This window comes from Spirosoma agri (assembly GCF_010747415.1).
Taxonomy (GTDB): Bacteria; Bacteroidota; Bacteroidia; order Cytophagales; family Spirosomataceae; genus Spirosoma; species Spirosoma agri.
Genome location: NZ_JAAGNZ010000002.1, coordinates 475,593 through 491,146 on the forward strand (window position 1 = coordinate 475,593; position 15,554 = coordinate 491,146).

General features: G+C 52.8%; 10 protein-coding genes. 2 read left to right on the top strand and 8 right to left on the bottom strand.

The annotated features are described in order from the left end of the window. Positions 1-36: 36 nt before the first annotated feature. Positions 37-2,094: a c-type cytochrome gene (locus GK091_RS18745; RefSeq protein ID WP_164041423.1), complete on the bottom strand. Its 2,058-nt coding sequence runs from the start codon at positions 2,092-2,094 to the stop codon at positions 37-39. A 30-nt stretch (positions 2,095-2,124) separates the two neighbouring features. Beyond that, the gene (locus GK091_RS18750; protein WP_164041424.1) at positions 2,125-4,038 is read right to left on the bottom strand and encodes a family 16 glycoside hydrolase; all 1,914 of its coding nucleotides are present in this window, start codon (positions 4,036-4,038) and stop codon (positions 2,125-2,127) included. Between the two features lie 119 nt (positions 4,039-4,157). On the opposite strand from GK091_RS18750, the gene GK091_RS18755 reads away from it, so the two are divergent. Continuing rightward, positions 4,158-4,964, top strand: coding sequence for a 3-keto-disaccharide hydrolase (locus GK091_RS18755; protein WP_164041425.1), 807 nt, complete (start codon positions 4,158-4,160; stop codon positions 4,962-4,964). Between the two features lie 149 nt (positions 4,965-5,113). Continuing rightward, complete coding sequence (locus tag GK091_RS18760; protein ID WP_164041426.1) at positions 5,114-5,617, top strand: SixA phosphatase family protein; 504 nt, start codon at positions 5,114-5,116, stop codon at positions 5,615-5,617. 109 nt (positions 5,618-5,726) lie between these two features. Here GK091_RS18760 and GK091_RS18765 read toward each other — a convergent pair whose 3' ends face one another. The 6 genes from GK091_RS18765 to treZ all read right to left on the bottom strand — a co-directional run bounded on the left by GK091_RS18765 (position 5,727) and on the right by treZ (position 15,515). Next, complete coding sequence (locus GK091_RS18765) at positions 5,727-7,106, bottom strand: M56 family metallopeptidase (RefSeq protein WP_164041427.1); 1,380 nt, start codon at positions 7,104-7,106, stop codon at positions 5,727-5,729. Beyond that, the gene (locus tag GK091_RS18770) at positions 7,103-8,992 is read right to left on the bottom strand and encodes a M56 family metallopeptidase (RefSeq protein WP_164041428.1); all 1,890 of its coding nucleotides are present in this window, start codon (positions 8,990-8,992) and stop codon (positions 7,103-7,105) included. Before GK091_RS18770 ends, GK091_RS18765 begins: the two co-directional genes overlap by 4 nt. Beyond that, positions 8,989-9,360 carry a BlaI/MecI/CopY family transcriptional regulator gene (locus tag GK091_RS18775; RefSeq protein ID WP_164041429.1) on the bottom strand — a complete coding sequence of 124 codons (372 nt, stop codon included), beginning with the start codon at positions 9,358-9,360 and terminating at the stop codon, positions 8,989-8,991. The genes GK091_RS18770 and GK091_RS18775 overlap by 4 nt, the downstream gene beginning before the upstream one ends. 249 nt (positions 9,361-9,609) lie before the next feature. Then, positions 9,610-10,548 (bottom strand): SDR family oxidoreductase, encoded by a 939-nt coding sequence (locus GK091_RS18780; protein WP_164041430.1) that lies wholly within the window; start codon positions 10,546-10,548, stop codon positions 9,610-9,612. Positions 10,549-10,839: 291 nt separating this feature from the next. Continuing rightward, the gene (treY, locus tag GK091_RS18785) at positions 10,840-13,641 is read right to left on the bottom strand and encodes a malto-oligosyltrehalose synthase (RefSeq protein ID WP_164041431.1); all 2,802 of its coding nucleotides are present in this window, start codon (positions 13,639-13,641) and stop codon (positions 10,840-10,842) included. Positions 13,642-13,673: 32 nt separating this feature from the next. Further along, entirely contained in the window at positions 13,674-15,515 is a 1,842-nt protein-coding gene (treZ, locus tag GK091_RS18790) for a malto-oligosyltrehalose trehalohydrolase (RefSeq protein WP_164041432.1), read from the bottom strand. Between the last annotated feature and the right edge of the window lie 39 nt (positions 15,516-15,554).

Below are 15,554 nucleotides of genomic sequence, written 5' to 3' on the forward strand. Positions count from 1 at the left end.
GTAGTGATTTGATCAGTAACCGGTTTACTTCGCGAGCTATGGTTTTGGCTCGCTGGCAGCTTCAGGCTTCGCTGCTGCGCCGAGCGAGTTGATCCAGGCAGCAATTTTCAGCGCATCCGCCTTTGGAACCTGGGGCATGGGTGGCATTTCCGTGGCATAATCCGGCCAGTTTTTAGGCTTGGGACTGTAGATTAGATCGACGATCTGATCGTTCGTATACTTGCGTTTGGCAACGTCGGCGAAGGCCGGGCCTACCTGACGCTTGTTTGCCTGGTGGCAGGCCGCGCATGTATGACGGGTTAGGAGTCCTTTCACTTCCTCATACGTTGGGGCCTTCGCCATCGTTACAGCCTGCCCTTCGACTAGCTTAGGCTTACCGCCGGGCATGGATGTACCCGGTGTGGATGCACTCGCCCCCTTCACCGATTTCTTGCCCGGCATGGAGGTGCCTGGCATGGCTTTTTTATCGGATGCTGGTGCCGTAGATGGCGTTGCTGCTGGCGCGGTCGCGGAGTTCTTTGTGCTCACTGCACTCATCGCCAGTTTCTGACCGTCAGGGATGTTGTTTAGCGTGTAATAAGCGATCGGGTGAACGAGCGAGTAGGAACCCTCCTGACCCCGAACGCCGTCGAGTGTTAGTTGGTGAATGTAATACTTCCGCAGATCACCAACAATTAATCGGGCCTTCATCCCGTCAGCCGACACCTGTACGCCTTTGAGCGGCAGTGCTTCCTTATTGATCGTTGGGCTACCATACACCGAATGGTATTTGTAAAGAAAACTCTCAACCCGGTAGGATGCCAGATCTTCCGCCGATTTGCGGTCAACGGGTTTGGTGAACTCGATTTCAAAGCCGTCGGGCATCGCCTTTACCGTGCGCATTTCAAACGGCATACTGCCATTCCAGGCTAGTCGTTGCAATCCATCGTTGGCTTCACCCGCCGATCCCCAGCCCCGGTTGGTTTCGCCCACGAAAAGAGAGCCATCTTTACCCCAGGCCATGCGTAACACACCTGACCGGAATCCATTTCGAAATTCGATGGCTCCGCCCTGGTATTCGCCGTTCACTTTTTCCATGAACACCCGCGAGATTTTGCTCATGCCCTGATCACCGACCAGCAACTGACCGGAAAACGGACCGAATGCGCCTTCCGGAATTTCCAGAATCTCGGAGTTTGAAATGCCCAGAACACCATGCGGCAGCCAAACGGCGGGCGTCTGAACGTCGGTATTCGGGAATTGATCTTTCATGGTATAGAGCAGTGCGGGCGTTTCGTTGACCACGTTTTCGGGTTTGATTGCCCGTCCGTTTTCGTCTTTCCGCCGACGTTCGTCGATCTTGGCGTAGAACTGCTCCGACGTCAGTTTAACCGGCGAATTAGCCATGCCGGTCCAGCGTAAACCAGCGGGGTGACCCACAAAGGCTCCTTTTTTAACGTGAACGATACCACCTGATCCCATCCAGTCGCCCTGGTTGTCGGCGTAGAACAGCTGACCGTCGTAGATACCCAATCCGCAGGGCGAACGCATACCGGTTGCCCAGGGCTGCATGGTGCCGTTTTCGGTGATGTTCATCGTCCAGCCTCTCCAGGGGACACGGCTTTCGCCCCTCCACCACTCTTCGTCGCCAAAGGCAACATTGCCCGTAACGAAAAAGGTACCGTCCGGCGCTATCTTCGGCCCGAAGCTGTATTCGTGGTAATGACCCGACAAGGGCCAGGCATACACTGTTTCGAAAACGTCGGCTTTCCCATCCTTGTTGGTATCAACCATCTTGGTCAATTCGCCACGTTGGGCGCAGTAGAGCGCACCGTCTTTATAGGTCAGCCCCAGAACCTCGTGGAGTCCCGACGCAAATTTTCGGAAAAACGGCTTGCGGCTGGTCGGATTTTCGACAATCCAAACATCACCCCGACGCGTGGCTACACCAAGACTACCATCGGGTAGCACCGTTAGTCCACCCACTTCGAGCAGGGTACCTTCGGGGGCCGTTACTTTCAGAATTTTGTAAAAATCTTCCTCTTTCGGCGACTCCTGTGCCTGAATTGCGGTCAAACTGGCAACAGCAAAGAGGGTTGTCAATAGTTTTTTCATATCGTAACCCGGTTAACGGCCGGGATTAACTCAAAACAGGATCGAATAGGTCAATTTGCCCTTTACGGGGATCAGCAATTCCTTCTGGCCGTTGGATTCCCGAATCATCGGTTTGGCTCCGCCAGCGTCGTCAACGCGAACGTATTCATGTTCATCAACCATGTACAGGCCATTGTCTAACGCGTTAATAACGCTGCCACTCGCTAACCGGGCGTACAGGTTAGCGGTCGGATTGGTGATCGTCACCTCGCGCTGAATGCCCTGACCCGCATCAAGTACCCGAATTTTGTCATCCACGGAACTGCCGTAGCTTTGGTATCGGAATGTGGGGCGGTCGCTACCATCCAGTACGTATCCTTTCGGACGATACGATGAGCCGGTCGTGTCGGTTGTCCAGTTGCTTTGGGGCGATGCCAGTTTGGTCAGGAAAAGAACGGGCGTACCCAGGCGCTGCACCATGCCCAGTGGACGGGATGACCCATCGCCCCGGTCGTGCCACATGGGCGTCGTGTCGAGGAACTGACCGCGCCACACCTGCACCACGGCCCCTTTGTCCAGATCATAGGTGTAATGCACCTGCTCGGGACTACCAACCGAAATGCCGTGCGTAATGCGAACGGGTTTGCCCTGCGTACTCTTGTCGCCGGGCATATCCATAAAGCTCCGGAGAATCGTATTCGTAGACGCATCGATCAGAATAGGGTCGACATCATCGTTGTTCGCGCCAACAGCATCACTGATCAGGTGCTCGCGAATGCCCGGTCCGGCCACGGTCAACCCCAGCGCGGGCTGAAACCAGCCGACGAATTTAGAATAATAAAGTTCAAAGGGTAGATCCCCTTTGGGTAGCGTTACCTTACCCCGGCTGTTGGTACTGCCCGGCGTTATAACCGACTGATTGTTGACTTTGAGCATCCCGTTTCCGCCCGTAGCGCCGAGATTGAAGGTATAATCGCCGGGTTCGTTAACCCGGAACGTACCCGTATACCGGATCAGAAAATCATTTGGTATGCGGCTCACCGAAGACGACAGCACCGGTGACGATCCTTCCGATTCGGGTGCCGTTTTGTCGTATTCGGACTCTTTTTCGTATTTGCCTTTGTAAACGGCATACTTCAGATCCCGAAGTTCGGGCCGGGGTTTGTCGTACGAGATGTAGCGAATATTGCGAAAGGCCACCGCCCCGTGATCGCCCTGGAGCATGAGCGGTCCAAGCGCTTTTTCGTCGTCGAAAGCAGCCGCGAGTGTTGGACCGGTCAGCTCAACATCTTCGTGAATGATAACACCGTTCAGTTCAACGCGAATCATCCGGGCGTTCGCTGTCTTTTGCGGTGTTCCGGAGCCGTTGGCGGTGAAACGCGGGGCCTGAAAGGAAATTTTCAGGTGTTGCCATAAGCCGGGCGCGCGACTGGCGTTCTGACGGGCGGGGTGGCCATCGTAGTTCTGCTGACCTTCGGGGCGTCTGGCGTCCGAGCGCTCATAGATCGAACCATTATCTACCGTTCGGGGGCTGCGAAGACCCCAGCCTACGTTATCCCAGCTATCGAACAGCTGAATTTCGTAACGGCCTTGCAGATAGACGCCCGAGTTAGATTTTGACGCCATCATATACTCCAGTTCCAGATCGATATCGCCGTGTTCGAAGGTGGTGAACAGGTTGTATTTATACGGATTTTTAGGGTCTGCGGGGGCTTTGTCGAGCGGAATGCTGGCCAGCACACCCGTACCTTTTTCGGTAGTGATTACATTGGGTTTACCTAATTCAGCGCGGGCACTGCCGACAATTCGCCAGTTTGGCGTTGCTGGTTTAAAAGCACTCAGATCGTTTAAGAGGAGGGGCGTGCCGGGTGCCGGAACGGGCTGGGCCATAGCGAATCCTGCCCCGATGATCCAGCCGACACCCAACAGCCAGCGAAAGCGTGCTGCAATAGTTGGTCTTGACATGTAGAATTGGAAATTTTGGCTCGAAATTTACCATTTTTTCCCTACAAAAGGATGCAATTCAGCAATTGCTCTATCTTTGAGGGTTTTATTTGCGAATTCATTAACCCGTTTACATTTCCATGAAAAACGCTCCGTTATCGCTCGCTATTTGCGTTGGTATCGTAGGCTTAGCCTTTACCCACTCAGCCACGGCTCAGCCTGAACCGAGTAAGCAAACACCCCAGTCCACCGAGATATGGGAACCTGTTCCGCCTGTTGTTACGCCCGGTATGAACTCCGCAAATACGACGGGTTTCACCCCACCATCCGATGCTATTGTACTTTTCGATGGTAAGAACACCGACCAGTGGGTGGCTATCAAAGGGTACGCCCCGTCCAGCTGGGAAAAAACCAACGAAGGACCGCTGAAATGGCCGGTAGAGAATGGGATCATGTACTCAACGAAGGGTTTTTCGGCCCGTTCAAAGAAAGAGTTCAATGATTTTCAGCTTCACATTGAATTCAAAACACCCGAAAAGGTAGAAGGTACCGGTCAGGGCCGTGGTAACAGTGGTATCTTCTTGCAAGGTCGTTACGAATTGCAGGTACTCGATAACTACGAAAACCCAACATACGTCGACGGTATGGTAGGCTCGATCTACAAACAGGCGATTCCGCTGGCCAATCCCAGCCGTAAACCAGGTGAGTGGCAAACGTATGATGTCATCTATCAGGCACCAAAATTCAACAAAGCGGGTATGATGAGCGATTTCGCTTATGTAACGGTGCTACTCAACGGCATACTGGTACAGAATCATACGGCCATTCGCGGAACGACCGAATATATTGGTTACCCAAAAGTGCAACCTCACGGTGCCGGTCCGATTCTGCTTCAGGATCATGGCAATCCGGTTGGTTTCCGTAACATCTGGGTGCGGGAATTGTAGGGTTCACCAGTCATTCCAAGTATGCGGAAACCGGACAAAGGAGACAGGTACAACGTCTCTTTTGTCCGGTTTTCTTTTTTTACGAGCGCTATGTTGACAGGTTCCAGCCGTGGCTTTTTGTATCATTGTGAACAAAAACGGCTAATCCGATGCGCTCTTTCTTCCTTTCTATAATTCTGCTTGCGCTGCTGGCAGGCTGTTCTACAACCACGGTCTACATCGTTCGTCACGCCGAAAAAGTCGACGACAGCGATTCGACGAATCTTAGTCCGGCGGGTTTCGCGCGGGCTGCTGCACTAGCCGAAACATTGGGCGATCGGGGAATCGATTCCATCTTCTCAACACCCTACCGACGCACGCGCCAAACCGCCGAACCACTGGCCAAACGCATTGGCGTGAGCATCGTTGATTACGCGGCCAAACCAGCCGATATTGCTGAACGCGTCGGGCGAATCCGGAACAAAACGGTTCTCGTTGTTGGCCATAGTAATACCATTCTGGACATCGCGAAAGGGCTCGGTACGCAACCGGCAATGACTAAAATAGAGTCCGGAGATTTCGACAACTTACTGCGGGTACGCATCCACCGTGGACCATTCCGGAAGTCGGTCGACCTAACACAAACGACCTACGGCCAGCTAACGGCTCCTTAATTCGACGTCGGGGATACTAATCGGGTTGTACTGCGGGCGGGAACCCGCGATGTACAGATCAGACATCGCGGGTTTTCGCCCGCAGTACAATGATGGTACAAACGACTATTTACTTGGTCGTGATCGAAATTATGCCTTTATCCTTGTCGACGTCCATGCGCTTGATTTTGTCAGGAGAGAATTCGGTCAATTCGGCTTCCGTTACTTTTTTGCCATCAATCAGAAACTGTTTTGCCCCACTGAACGCCGACTTGTTATCGGCGGTTTTTTCGTCCAGTTGAAAGTTGATCGGGAGATTGTAGCGAACGTTCACCGCCTGCCCATTTTGCGTGCCTGGTTTCCAGCGGGGCATCCGCGCCACTGCCCGCACAGCTTCCTCATCAGCACCGAAGCCAATGCCTTTCAACAGTTGAACATCAGTAATTTCGCCCGTTTTTGTGACAATAAAATTGACGAACACCCGGCCCTGTGCATTGACTTTCTGAGCGGCTGCGGGGTATTTTAAATTCTGTTGTAGGTATTCGCCCATCTTTTTCATGCCACCCGGAAATTCAGGGTTATTCTCGACGACCGTAAGTACCTCACCTTCCACCTTCACGGCTTTACGAGCCGTAACCTGGGCTGTAGCACTTTGCGGAAGATCACGTTCCTGCTGTGTACACATAGCCAGCAGCGTGGCAAATGGGAGAACAAGGGCATAGCCAAGCAGTGCCCGGTGATTGGAAGCGGGTTTTTGCAACATAACAATTCGTTGTTTAAGGGTTGATTTAGACACAAAAGGGGTAATGAGCGCGGCTGCCGGTACGTTAAGTGCGTAAGCAACCAGTTGATGCGGATAGTCAGGCTGTGGCGTTTTCAGCACGGCCCGGTCGGCCAGAAATTCGTGAACTTCCTGCAAGGCGTGTTTATAGAGCCACAGGACCGGATTGAACCAGAAGGCAACCTGGACCAGCTCCAGGAATAGAACATCGGCGGTATGGCGCTGGCGAATATGCGCTTCTTCATGCCGGAGTAACGCAGCGGGCTGGTTTAGCGAGTCCGTGCGGTTAAGCACCAAATACCGCCCAAACGAAAAGGAGGGAGACGAATCGCTGCGTAGGCGCACGAGTGTAAAATCCGTCTGTCTTTGGGATGAACCGCTCCGGATAAGCCGGAAAACAGAACGCAAGTTCAGACCCAGGCGAATAAGCATGGACACGATACCCAGACCATAAATCAGCCATATCCACTGCGTTACGGTCAATCCATCGGTCTGAGCGGGAGCTACACCAACCGTAAAATCTGCCAGGGTAATCGTGCCCACTGGTAATGCATCGGAAGCACCGCCCGGTAGGTGGAGGAAGGGCAGCACCAGCGACAGAAGAATCGAGGTAAGCAGATAGGCCCGGTTCAGCCCGAAAAACGTGTTTTGGCGCAGGAAAAGCCAGTAGCAACTGTAGAACAACAGCATGTAAAGACTGGTGACGAGAAAATAAGGAAGACCGCTCATTGTTTTTTCGTGGTTATGATGACGACGCCATTTCTGCCCCTTTCGCCATATTGTGCCATTGCTGATGCGTCTTTCAGAACATTGACATTGCTGATCGTTTTGGGATTCATTGATTTCACGGTATCGCCCGGAACCTCCACATCATCCAGTATATAGAGTGGTCCGGGGCCCAACTGGCCCAGTGGACCTTTTGCCCGAATAGTTACGCTGGCCGCTTGCTTTCGGCCAATAGTGTCGGGTAGGGAGAGGGCAAAGACTGCCCGTTTAGTATCCAGGCTATTTGTCCGGAATTGCCCTGTTCGTTTGTCGTCGTTCGTTTCCAGCGCAAAGCGAATTGGAATCTGATAGCGTACGGCCACCGCTTTACCGTTTTGTTTCGCCGGAATCCATTTCGGCATGTGGCTCACAACGCGAATGGCTTCTTCTTCGCAACCTCCACCAACCCGTTCGGTGTTTTTGTTCACGCTGGCTTCACTGACCGCACCCGTTGGCAGTATGGTGAAAAGGACATATACATCGCCTTCAATACCAGCCGCTTTAGCCTTGGCGGGATAGCGTAATGAATGCGCAACGTACTGCATCAGACCCGGAACACCCGTCGGGAAAACAGCTTTTTCTTCCACTGCCGTCAGCACCTTACCGTTGATCGTTTGTGATGATGGCGGGCTTACCAATGGTATGGCCGGGTTCGGTTTAACGGCTCTGTACATAGCCGTTGCCCCCATTGCCGGTAATTCATCTTCGATAATCGGGGTCAATTTTGGGCTCACTGTCAGCGTGTTATTCCGGATCTGATGATCAAATGCGTCCAGTTGCAACACATCCATTCGATAACCCAGGTAGCTGTAGGCCAGTTGCGACGACTTCGGTACATTAGTGAGTCTATAAAAACCGTTTCGGTCGGTTGTGGTGCCCTTACCCGTATTGGCAACACCCACGTGCCCCCCCGCCAGCGGTTTGCCCGCCGAGTTGGTTACTCGCCCCGATACGGTAATCGGCTCATCCGTTGCCTGATTCACGACCGCTTTGATCTGCTCCTGTGCCGTGGTCATGGCCAACAAGGCAAGCGCGAGCGGAAGAATCAGTACGTATTTTCCCAAAGCCCACCGGGTCGTGGCACGGCGATGCAGCATCTGAACACGTTGTTTTAGCAGTGATGGATTGAAAAAGCCGTTCGTTAGCGGACCAGGTCGCAGCCCGAAGCTGTAGGCAACCAGAAAATGGGCATAGTGAGTTGGTTGGTCCGTGTGCTGATCGGCCAGAAATTCGTGCACCTGCCGGAGCATACGATCGAGCAGCCATAAAGCAGGACACGCCCAGAGTAAGGCTCGCAGCAGGGCCAGGCTCATTACATCGATGCTGTGCTTTTGCCGAACGTGGACTAACTCATGGTTCAGAATCTGGTCATTCTGGCGGTCGGCTGGGTTCAGAATAATGTACCGAAAGAACGAGAACGTCGGTGTCGTTAAATCGATAGCCTCTACAAGTGTGTAGCGATCATAGGACTGCCGTTGAGCATGCTGTATAAACAGGAGCAGGCTTCTGATCCGGATGGTCAGACGAATCAATAACCCTAAAGCTACCAGTGCGTAGGCCAGCCTACCCATCCATTCCCAGTCAGAACCCGCTGCGGCTACTGATGGACTTGCCTCGGTTATGAGCAGCGGTGCTGTTGGTATGGTGATGACTCCGGTTGGTATGGGCAACTCCTCAACGGTTCGAGTGGGAATACTGACGAGCGGTAAGGCTAGGGTCAACAGCACAGACACCAGCAGATACGCCCGGTTTAACCCGAAGAATGTGTGTCGGCGCAACAGCAACCAGTAACAGCCCGTGAACAACAGGCCGTATAGGTTGGCTTTCAGGAAATAGTCGAGGGCGGTCATTGGTCTTTCTTTTTGTTTAGGAGGTTAATGATTTCATCGGCTTCGGAAAGGCTGATATTTTTATCCTGCACGAAAAACGATACCAGCTTTTTGAGCGAATTATCGAAGTAGTTCGCCATCAATTGCTCGGTCTGAAAACGGCGGTATTCTTCTTCCGTAATGAGCGGATAATATTCGTGCGTTTTGCCGTAGGCGGTGTAGCCGACCATCTCTTTTTTCTCCAGAATCCGGATAATCGTCGAGACGGTATTGTATGCTGGTTTGGGTTCGGGCAGTTCAGTCAGCACATCTTTGACGAAGCCTTTTTTGAGTTGCCATAGCACCCGCATGATTTCTTCTTCGGCTTTTGTGAGTTCGCGCAACGGCATAGTTTTGGTCGGATCGATTGGTAAACGAAAGGTATGACTAATAGTTTAGTTTTACAACTAATCTATTAGTTGATTTGTTGTAAAAAATTAAATGGTCGAGCGATTTGCTTGTAAAATACTGATAATTAGTCTGTTGATTTTGGCAGGAAAGGTGTGTAAAAAAGAATATGGTAGTCGAACTGCGCACACAGTTCGACTACCATATTCCTAATCGTGTTCGGCTTTAAGTTATTATCAACAATCAGCTAGTCAATGGATATTGACCGACCCCAGAAAGGCGGGTGCGTACTCATGCGCAAATGTGGCAAACGTTCGGGGTGGCTTGCCCGTCACGGTCTCAACATCCGACGTAATACCTGATGCTTCGTTGCGACTGTAGTGCGCATAGTCTTCCAGTAAACCATCGGCCTGCCACGCCGGAAAGCCGGCATTGAGCAAGGCGTCCCGCATCGCCGTGGCCGGTACATCGACAAAAGAAACGGGCCGCTCAAGCGCAGCTGATAAGGTGTTGGCCATTTCCGTATGGGTTAGCGCTTCGGGACCCGTAAGCGTATAGATGTTGCGTTCATGGCCGGAACCCGTCAGTGCCTCAGCCGCAACGGCTGCAATATCGCGTATGTCGATGGTACTGATGCGGGCATCACCAATCGCAGCAAAGAAGAAGCCCTGCTCCACAATCGAGGCTCGAAAACCGAGCAATCCCTGCATGAACAAATTTGGACGAAGGAACGTGAAATCCAGTCCAGATGCCTCAATGGCCTGTTCAACGGCGGCATGGTAACGCAGGAACCGTACCGGCGAATCCAGCGAAGCCGCGAACTGCGATAACTTGACAAGGTGTCTGACGCCACTCCGCTGCGCTTCCGCGACGAAATCGAGCTGCTGCTGTTCGGCCTGTTCCGATGAGTTCGTCAGGAGGAAGGCTCGTTCGATACCAGCCAGCGCCGGGGTGATTGTATCTACATCGTTGAAATCACCGATGACAACGTCAGCCCCGGTCAGGTTTTCGAATCGCCGTACGTCTTTTGGTGATCGGACCATAACTCGAAACGGTACGGCCCGTTCGGATAAAATCCGGCTGAGTTCAGTCCCAATGGTACCGGTAGCCCCGGTAATAAGAATGGTCGGTGCGTTGACTGAACCTGTTGCGTTTGCGGGTTGTGAAGCGGAAATTAACGGCGTATGCATGCGTTTGTCGTAGTTAAAACGTGATTTAACAAAACCGGTATCGTTCAGCCTAATCGTTATTCGCTGATTCAATGCTGGTTTTAACTACGCAAAGGTCTACTTCTGCCAACGGGCAAAATTGTAAGAAAACGAAGCCACACGTCGGTGACTGGTTGAGTTAGCAGATCAACTCAACCAGTCAGTTCGTGATGAGTAGTGAGATAATGCGATCCCTGCGCGTCAGCAATCGGCGCCAGTTATCGATTGCTGACGCATAGAAGACGCCATGTATTGCCGAACCGTAGTCGGTTTCTACGAAGGGTTGCGTAAAAGACCGATTGGTAACGGATTAAAACAGGTTTGCACGGAAAGACGATTGTTCGTGCTGCCGATTGCCTGATCCTGATCGGTCGTCCATGTTTCGGGCGCGTCGTCTGGCAATACGACATAAGTATCCTGCCAGTCGATGTTAAGAACGTCTTTGCCCTGTTGACGACAGAGTTGGGCAGCGTGAAGCGGAACCATAACGACAAACCACGAATCACCGAGCCGCCGGGCAAAGGCCAGCACGTAGTCGCGGTGAGGTCCTTCCACAACTAACGCTAGGTAATCGCCGTCGGAGAACAAGGCCGTGTGTTGCTGGCGTTGCTGGAGTAGGGTATGCATAAACCAGAATTTGATCCGGCCATCGAAGCGATTTTGCCAGAGATCGAGCCAACGGGTTTCGTTCGTGGTGTCGGCACTGGATTGTAGTTCGGACAGCCACTGTTGCCGACGGTCAAAATCGACGGGTCGTCGGTTATCTGGATCGACGAGGCTCAAATCCCAACCTTCCGTTCCCTGATAAATGTCAGGGACACCGGGACACGTAAATTTAAGCACGAGCTGAGTCAGGGAGTTGAGCACGCCAAAGTCCGCTATTTGGCGGTGAAAAGACTCGAATCGTGTCCAGAACGTACCTTCACGGTCCAGTAACTGGTTAGTAAAGGACTTGACGCCTTCACTATAAGGGTCATCGACCGTCCAGCCAGTTGTATGCCGTTTGGCTTCCTGTAACGCTTTTTCCAGGTAGTCCTGAAACCGTTCCGGAAAGTCATCCTCATGCATGCCCGGCGAATCCACGCTGGGCGAATCCACCGCACCGGCGGACCGGCCGGGCGAATCCACGCCGGGCATCGGGTAAGCACCGAGCAAATTTTGGTAGATGAAGTATTCGTCGTTCTGGTCTGGTACGGTCGCGGTGTCTTCGCCTACTTTCTTTTTAGCTGTGTTTAGCTGTTGCCACGCCTGAACTTCGGCCAGCCATTCGTCGGGCAGGTCGGTCAGCACGTTGAGTCGCGCGCGTACATCTTCGCCCCGTTTGGTATCATGCGTGGCGGTGGCATTCTGGGCCAGTGGCCAGGAGCGTTGCCGATTCTGCATCGCCCGGTGAAAGGCGTCTATCGACATACCAAACCGTTCGGGCGAATCACCGACCTCGTTGCGACCAACAAAACAATTGTACGTATACAGCAGCGTATCTTCAACCCCTTTGGCCATTAGCGGCCCCGAAAATTGCATGAGCCGCATATAAAAAGAGGTAGCCCGCCGGTTGAAATCAGCATCGGCCGCCACTGGTTTTTCCAGTATCGTTTTTTCCAGCAATGTAATAGCCGAGGCCAGTTCAGGTTTCGTTTTCTGTACCGCACGGAGCATTGCCCGGAAGGCTTCGGACTCATCGTCGGCCAGTGGCAACTGGTTACCGTAGTAGCGGTAAACCGGACATTCGATCAGCAATTCGCCGATCGTCTGCTTTAACGCACCTTCAGCGAGCTCCGCCAGTTCGGCTTCGCTGGCCAGGTTCAGGTCGAGAAAATACGTATGAAGGTTGGTAAGTTCACCCCCCATGAATTGAGCCAGAAAATACGCTTTTCGATCCCGGATGCGTTCCGGCAGGGGGGTGTCGCTACCAATCAGTGCATGGTAAAAATCTCGGAAGGTGGTTTCGCTTTGCTGGTTCGTTAACAGATTGTTCACCAGCGCCAGAAAATCATACCCCGATGTTCCCTGTATCGGCCAGTGTTCAGGTAAGTCTTCGTCCGCTTGAAGTATTTTTTCCGCTACGATATACGTGTCTTCACCGGTCAACGCCCGCAGCCGATCCAGGTAGCGGTTCGCGTCGAACAAGCCGTCAATATGATCAATCCGGAGTCCCTTAAAAATTCCGTCTTTGACAAGATTCGCTGTCAGGTGATGGTGTTGCTGGAAAACGGTCTCGTCGTCCATGTTCAGGCAGATCAGGTCATTGACCGCAAAAAAACGGCGGTATGTCATGGCTGCTCGCGTTTCTGGCTCTTCGCAAAAGCGGTAATGCTGTTCGTCCGCCAGCTGGTGCAGCACCGGCAAGGTATTGTTTACGGCTTTCAGACAGTCCTGAATGTACGCGTCAATCGAGTCTGATTTGGTCAATGCGCCTAACTGCTGCCGAAATTCAGCCCAGGCAATGGTGTACGCTTCGGGCTCGTCAATGTGCCGAATCTGGTCGAGTTGATCGAGCAATTGAGCTATGGCGTCGGATGGTTTGTCGGCACCTGCTTTCAGAACTGTTGCGTAGCTCCCTGGCTTCAGCGGTAGTTTGGTCTCCCCAAGTGCCAACACAAACTGCGCGTCGGCGTAGTCGAGTGTCAGGTCACCTTTTTTTAGCGTTTCGTCCAGCGATTCACTAAGGAAGGGAGCCATGATTCGACCCTGAAAGAATGATGTAGACAGTGAGGTATCGAAAAAAGCCGCAAAACGGGATAACGACCCTTTTTCCAGCGTATCCATCAGCCAGTGGTTCGTGGCATGATAGGCCATATGATTGGGAACAATGTCCTGTAACCAACCCATTCCTGCCTGTTGCAGTCGCTGATTGATCGCCCGTAGCTGATCCTCCGTGCCAATCTCCGGGTTTATGGTGTTGGGATCGACACTATCGTACCCATGAACACTTTCGGGGACAGCCACAAAAACCGGCGATGCGTAAATGGTGGATACGCCAAGATTGTGGAAGTAGGGAAGTGCTAACTTATCAAACTGGTCGAAATTGAATTCTTTCTGAAACTGAATGCGGTACGTAGAAACTGGATTGTACATAAGGTTGAGTAAAAGTAAGAGACGGGCCAGGATCAGGAGGTCGAGCCAGTCGTATAAATCAGAATGGATTCGGCCTGTACCAGAACGGATGCATCACCCGCTATTTCTGGTGGGGATGCCAGCGGACCAAGCCATTGCGGATCGGCTGAGTCGATCAGTTTTTTCCAGGGCTGAACACTGGTCGGCAGGATCAGGGCTTCGGGCTGCGGTGAGAAATTCATCAGGCAAACGAGCGACGCATCGGGCTGATGCTGACGAATGAGCGTGAGCGTTTGCTTAACCTCGTCCATCACGACAGCCACCGACTCGCGGTTGGGGTGACGTAAGGACGATTGTTTCCGGAGAGCCAGCAGGGTTTGGTAATAGCGAAACAGGGTCTGGTGCGGTTCCTGCGTCAGCCGATCCCACATCAGTTTTGATTGATCAAATGTCTGCTCGGCTTGCGGATCGGGGGCTTCAACTGATGTTTGAAAGGCCGCAAATTCCCGCTTGCGCCCCTGCCGAACCGCTTCGATCAGCGATGGGTCAGAATGGCTGACGAAATACAGAAACGGATTCAGTTCGCCCCATTCTTCGCCCATAAACAGCATTGGCAAAAACGGGCTGCTCATCACGGCGCCAGCCATCAGTTTCTGCATGGAAAAACTAACCAGCTGACTTGGCCGCTCGCCCAGCATCCGATTGCCAATCTGATCGTGGTTTTGCGAGAAAACGACAAACTGCTGACCGGGATGGCTGGCCGTTGACTTTCCGACAATCTTCGCGCGTCGGGCCATATAGGTGCCGTCGTATACATATGCGTCGCGGTAGGATTTAGCCAGGTGCCGGATGCCTTCATAATCGGCATAATAGCCGCTTCGCTCGCCACCGGCCGTAACGCGTAAGGCATGGTGAAACTCATCGTTCCACTGCGCATCCATGCCGTAGCCATCACTGGCTATGGGTTGAATGAACCGGGTTTCGTTCTGATCGGACTCAATAATGAGGTAATGTTGCCGACCAGTTTCCTGCATGAGTAGATCCGTATACTGTTTGATTTCGCGAAGGATATGCAAGTCGCTCTCATCATGAATGGCATGAACCGCGTCCAGACGAAGGGCATCGATGTGAAAATCACGAAACCACATCAGCACATTCTCGACAAAATAACGCCGGACATTGTCGCTGTCGGTATCGTCGAAGTTGAGCGCGTCACCCCAAGGCGTTCGGTGTTTGTTCGTGAAATAGGGACCGTAGTCCGTAAAGTGATTGCCTTCCGGCCCCATGTGGTTGTAAACAACGTCGAGGATCACCGCTAACCCTTTTCGGTGGCAGGCATCGACCAGTTGCTGCAAGCCGGCTGCTCCGCCGTAGGAGTTCTGGACGGCATACGGACAGACGCCATCGTAGCCCCAGTTGCGTGTACCGGGGAACTGCGCTACCGGCATTAATTCAATGGCGTTGATGCCTAGTTCGACGAAGTAATCAAGCTTGGCCTCGATACCGGCAAACGTACCTTCGGGCGAGAACGTGCCGGTGTGAAGCTCATACATCAGGTACTCGTCCAGCGGTATATTGGCCCAGTTGGCATCTGTCCAGACGAACCGGGCCGTATCGATTGCCTGCGAGGGTCCGTGAACGCCTTCCGGCTGCGACAGCGATGCCGGATCAGACCGTTCGACGTTGTTCAGAACGAATGTGTACGTGTCACCGGATTGAAGCTGATCTGTTGTCGTTTGCCAGTACGAACCGTCGTTCTGGAGTGGAATGACCAGATCCTGTTGGCAAAGGCGAATGGACAGGGTTTCGGCCAGCGGTGCCCAAACCCGCACGGTGGCACCATCGGCAGTGAACGTTACGCCAAGCGTTCGTCGGCTGATTAAAGATTCGTTCATACGGTAAGAATGGTGAGATGGTAGTCGATACGTGTAAAG

What these genes read in the sequence shown, in the direction of transcription:
- GK091_RS18745 (WP_164041423.1), bottom strand. Translation starts at nt 2,094, where the DNA reads ATGAAAAAACTATTGACAACCCTCTTTGCTGTTGCCAGTTTGACCGCA.
- GK091_RS18750 (WP_164041424.1), bottom strand. Translation starts at nt 4,038, where the DNA reads ATGTCAAGACCAACTATTGCAGCACGCTTTCGCTGGCTGTTGGGTGTC.
- GK091_RS18755 (WP_164041425.1), top strand. Translation starts at nt 4,158, where the DNA reads ATGAAAAACGCTCCGTTATCGCTCGCTATTTGCGTTGGTATCGTAGGC.
- GK091_RS18760 (WP_164041426.1), top strand. Translation starts at nt 5,114, where the DNA reads ATGCGCTCTTTCTTCCTTTCTATAATTCTGCTTGCGCTGCTGGCAGGC.
- GK091_RS18765 (WP_164041427.1), bottom strand. Translation starts at nt 7,106, where the DNA reads ATGAGCGGTCTTCCTTATTTTCTCGTCACCAGTCTTTACATGCTGTTG.
- GK091_RS18770 (WP_164041428.1), bottom strand. Translation starts at nt 8,992, where the DNA reads ATGACCGCCCTCGACTATTTCCTGAAAGCCAACCTATACGGCCTGTTG.
- GK091_RS18775 (WP_164041429.1), bottom strand. Translation starts at nt 9,360, where the DNA reads ATGCCGTTGCGCGAACTCACAAAAGCCGAAGAAGAAATCATGCGGGTG.
- GK091_RS18780 (WP_164041430.1), bottom strand. Translation starts at nt 10,548, where the DNA reads ATGCATACGCCGTTAATTTCCGCTTCACAACCCGCAAACGCAACAGGT.
- treY (WP_164041431.1), bottom strand. Translation starts at nt 13,641, where the DNA reads ATGTACAATCCAGTTTCTACGTACCGCATTCAGTTTCAGAAAGAATTC.
- treZ (WP_164041432.1), bottom strand. Translation starts at nt 15,515, where the DNA reads ATGAACGAATCTTTAATCAGCCGACGAACGCTTGGCGTAACGTTCACT.